Here is a 3,729-nt window from a genome sequence, read left to right on the forward strand (position 1 = left end):
CGGCGTGAGCGGCTCAGAGCGGTCGTTGATCAGCTGTTCGCCAGCAGCGTGTCCAGGTGCGCAGGGCATCGGGTGCTTCCCGCAGCGAAATAAAGGAGGAGCGAAGCGGGGGACATTCGCGGAGGGAAGTACCCGGTGTCCTGTGCACGCACAAAGAATGAACCCGCACCCGCATCCGCACCCGACCCCCTGACGGCGCAAGACAAGCCGACCCGCGAGACAATGGTTTCCGTGAGTTCCCAGCCGCCTTCAAAGCCACCGATCCGCCGCATCGCCCACCTCGACATGGACGCCTTCTATGCGTCCGTCGAGTTGCTGCGCTATCCGCAACTCAAGGGCCTGCCCGTCGTCATCGGCGGTGGGCGCCGCAGCGTCGACGAGGCCATTCGCAACCTGCCCGAAGGCGGCACGCTGGCCGACATTCCGGTCGATGCCTTTCCACGGCTCAAGGACTACGCGGGCCGCGGCGTCATCACCACCGCCACCTACCCCGCGCGGCAGTTCGGCATCGGCTCGGCCATGGGGCTCATGAAGGCCGCCAAGCTCTGTCCGGACGCACTCATATTGCCGGTCGACTTCGACGAATACAGGCGCTTTTCGCGTGCCTTCAAGCAAGTCATTCTCGACATCGCGCCGCTCATGGAAGACCGTGGCGTGGACGAGGTGTACATCGACTTCACCGACGTGCCCGGCGGCCAGCGCGACGGCGGGCGTTCGCTGGCGCGGCTGATCCAGAAAGCCATCCTCGACGCCACCGGCCTGACCTGCTCCATCGGCGTGGCGCCCAACAAGCTCATCGCCAAGATGGCGAGCGAATTCAACAAGCCCAACGGCATTTCGGTCGTCTACGAAGACGACCTTGAAACACGCATCTGGCCGCTGCCCTGCCGCAAGGTGAACGGCATCGGCCCCAAGGCCGACGAAAAGCTCAAGCGCTTCGGCATCGAGACCGTGGGCCAGCTGGCGGCGCGCGACCGCGACTGGCTGATGCAGAACTTCGGCAAGGCCACCGGCGCGTGGATGCACGAGGTGTCGTGGGGCCGCGACGACCGGCCGGTGGTGACCGAGAGCGAACCCGTGTCGATGAGCCGAGAGACCACCTTCGACCGCGACCTGCACGCAGTGCGCGACCGGGCCGCGCTGGGTGCCATCTTCACCGACCTGTGCGAACGGCTCGCCGGCGACCTGCAGCGCAAGGGCTACGTGGGCAAGACCATCGGCATCAAGCTGCGCTACGACGACTTCAAGATCGCCACGCGCGACCAGACCATCGACCGCTTCACCGACGACGGCAAGACCATCCGGCAGATCGGCGGGCAGTGCCTCAAGCGCGTGCCGCTGGAGCGGCCGCTGCGCCTGCTGGGCGTGCGCGTGGGCGCGCTCGCCAAGGCCGGCAGCCCCGAGGCGCTGGCACCGGCCGGCACGGGCGGGCAGCGCGCGGCGGCTTCGGAGCAGCCTGCATCGACCACGGCATCGCTCTTCTGACTCTCTTTTTTTCTTCTTGAATCTCTCCAGAACCTCGGCACCCTGATGATCAAACGCTGGCTCCGTCGCCTCTTCTTCGTGCTGCTGGGCTTCGTGGCGCTGGTCGGTCTCTATGTCGCCACGGCCAGCGCGCTGGTGCTGTGGCCCGCCAATGCGAAGCCTTCGAACGCCATCGCCGTTGCGAGCGCGAATGCGAAAGCGCCCGAGGTGCAGGCCTGGGTCCTGAGCAACGGCGTGCACACCGACCTCGTGTTCCCGATCCGCTCGGCCACCATCGACTGGCAGCAGCTGTTTCCGCTCGCGGATTTCAGGGCCGTGCCGCCGGACGCCGAGTTCATCGCCATCGGCTGGGGCGACCGCGAGTTCTACCTGAACACGCCCACCTGGGCCGACCTGACGGCCGCGCGCGCCTTCGGTGCGCTCTCGGGCGGCAACCGTGCGCTGATGCACGTGAGCTACCTGCGGCGCGGGCAGTTGGGGCGCGGCGCGTTCAACCTGCCGCTGTCGCAGGCGCAGTACGCGCAACTCGTCGGCTACGTGCGCGCCGCCCTGCCCTCGGGCCGCGCCACGCCCATCGCGGGCGCGCACTACGACAACCAGGACGCCTTCTACGAAGCCGAAGGCGGCTACAACCTCTTCGAGACCTGCAACACCTGGACCGGCCGCGGCCTTCGGCAGGCCGGCGTTACCGCCAGCCGCTGGACGCCGTTCGACTTCACGGTGGTGTGGCATCTGGAACCGGCAACGCCCTGAGCGTTGCGCCGCTGCGCCTGCTGCACCTGCTCCGCGCGGCTCGGTCGCTCGATCAGTCCAGCCCGTCGAAATCCGCGTCGTCCGGCCCGATGTGCGCCGGCGAGCGCCAGCCCGCGTCGCGCATCGAGCGCGCCACCTGGTGCTCCACGCCCATCAGCACCGCGAACAGCGCCATGCGCACCGGGATACCGTTGTCGGTCTGCCGGAAGATCGCCAGCCGCGGGTCGTGGTTGAGGTCGATGCTCAGGTCGTTCGCGCCCGGCCGGCCGTCGCGCGGCAGCGGGTGCATGAGGATGGTGTCGGGCTTGCAGACCGTGTCGACCAGCGCCTTGCGCACCTGGAACTCCGGCGTGTAGCCCTCGATTTCCTCGCCCACGAAGCGCTCTTTCTGGATGCGCGTGGCATAGACCACGTCGGCACCGCGCAGGCCTTCTTCGAGCGATTGCGTCTGCTCGATCACGTGGCCGTTGCGCGACACCAGGTCGAGCAGATAGGCCGGCATTTCGAGCGACGGCGGTGCAATGAGCGTGAACTTCAGCCCGCGGTACAGCGACAGCAGCCGGATCAGCGAATGCACGGTGCGGCCGTACTTCAGGTCGCCGACCATGGCCACGTGCGTGCCGTCGACCAGCTTGCCCATGCGCGAAAACTCGCGCTGGATGGTGTACAGGTCGAGGATGGCCTGGCTCGGATGCTCGCCCGGCCCGTCGCCGGCATTGATGACCGGAATGTTGGTGGCCCGCGCAAACTCGGCCACCGAGCCCTGCTCGGGGTGGCGCACCACGAGCGCATCGACATACCCGCTCATGACGCGGCTGGTGTCGTAGATCGATTCGCCCTTGGCCATCGACGAAAAGGTGAAGCCGGTGGTGTCGCACACGGTGCCGCCGAGCCGGCAGAAGGCCGCGCCAAAGCTGACGCGGGTGCGGGTGCTGGCCTCGAAGAAAAGGCTGCCGAGCACGGCGCCTTCGAGCACGCGGGTGACCTTCTGGCGCCGCGCGATGGGCTGCATGACGTCGGCGACCTGGAACAGGTCTTCGAGGCCGTCGCGCTCGAACTGGGCAACCGACAACAGGTGCGGCCGGCCCTCGGCGGCGATGCGCTGGGCGAGCGGGCGGCTGTCGGCTCCAGAAGCGGTGGCGTGGGCCTCGCGCTGGAGAATTTCCGCGACGAACTTGCCGACCATTTCAGGCATGGCCCGCGACTCGCCGGAGTCGGCCGGAAGCAGCCAGGTGTCGAGTGCCCGGCGGCGAACACCCAGACGTTCAGAGAACGCGTCGCGGGTGAGATTGAGGCGGCGCATGGCGTCGCGCAGGATGTCTTGTTGCTGGCTCATGGGCCGCAAATATACGCCATGCGCGTGAACTTTTCACGCGAATTTACTCAATGCGTATATTTGGTTTCGCTGTCCGATTGGGGCGTTCGGACTTTTGGCGATCTTGAGGGAGCGCGCTTGCCGTTGTTCGGGGCGACGCCCACGCCGACGGTGTG

Annotated in this window: 3 protein-coding genes; 2 read left to right on the top strand and 1 reads right to left on the bottom strand. The window is 67.3% G+C overall.

Annotated features, from left to right (window positions below; genetic code table 11):
• Positions 1-222: 222 nt before the first annotated feature.
• Together DBV14_RS03755 and DBV14_RS03760 are read left to right on the top strand one after the other, a co-directional pair.
• Complete coding sequence (locus DBV14_RS03755; RefSeq protein WP_124457866.1) at positions 223-1,485, top strand: DNA polymerase IV; 1,263 nt, start codon at positions 223-225, stop codon at positions 1,483-1,485.
• 45 nt (positions 1,486-1,530) lie between these two features.
• On the top strand, positions 1,531-2,238 hold the full coding sequence (locus DBV14_RS03760; protein WP_124457867.1) for a TIGR02117 family protein: 708 nt from the start codon (positions 1,531-1,533) through the stop codon (positions 2,236-2,238).
• A 52-nt stretch (positions 2,239-2,290) separates the two neighbouring features.
• On the opposite strand, the gene DBV14_RS03765 is transcribed toward DBV14_RS03760, so the two are convergent.
• Positions 2,291-3,574 (bottom strand): aspartate carbamoyltransferase, encoded by a 1,284-nt coding sequence (locus DBV14_RS03765; RefSeq protein ID WP_124457868.1) that lies wholly within the window; start codon positions 3,572-3,574, stop codon positions 2,291-2,293.
• Positions 3,575-3,729 lie beyond the last annotated feature (155 nt).

The sequence above is a fragment of the Variovorax sp. KBW07 genome, assembly GCF_003852515.1.
In the GTDB taxonomy this organism is placed as follows: domain Bacteria; phylum Pseudomonadota; class Gammaproteobacteria; order Burkholderiales; family Burkholderiaceae_C; genus Variovorax.

Bases quoted from the DNA above. Each gene is read 5' to 3' on its own strand.
- DBV14_RS03760 (WP_124457867.1), top strand. From the start codon at position 1,531: ATGATCAAACGCTGGCTCCGTCGCCTCTTCTTCGTGCTGCTGGGCTTC.
- DBV14_RS03755 (WP_124457866.1), top strand. From the start codon at position 223: ATGGTTTCCGTGAGTTCCCAGCCGCCTTCAAAGCCACCGATCCGCCGC.
- DBV14_RS03765 (WP_124457868.1), bottom strand. From the start codon at position 3,574: ATGAGCCAGCAACAAGACATCCTGCGCGACGCCATGCGCCGCCTCAAT.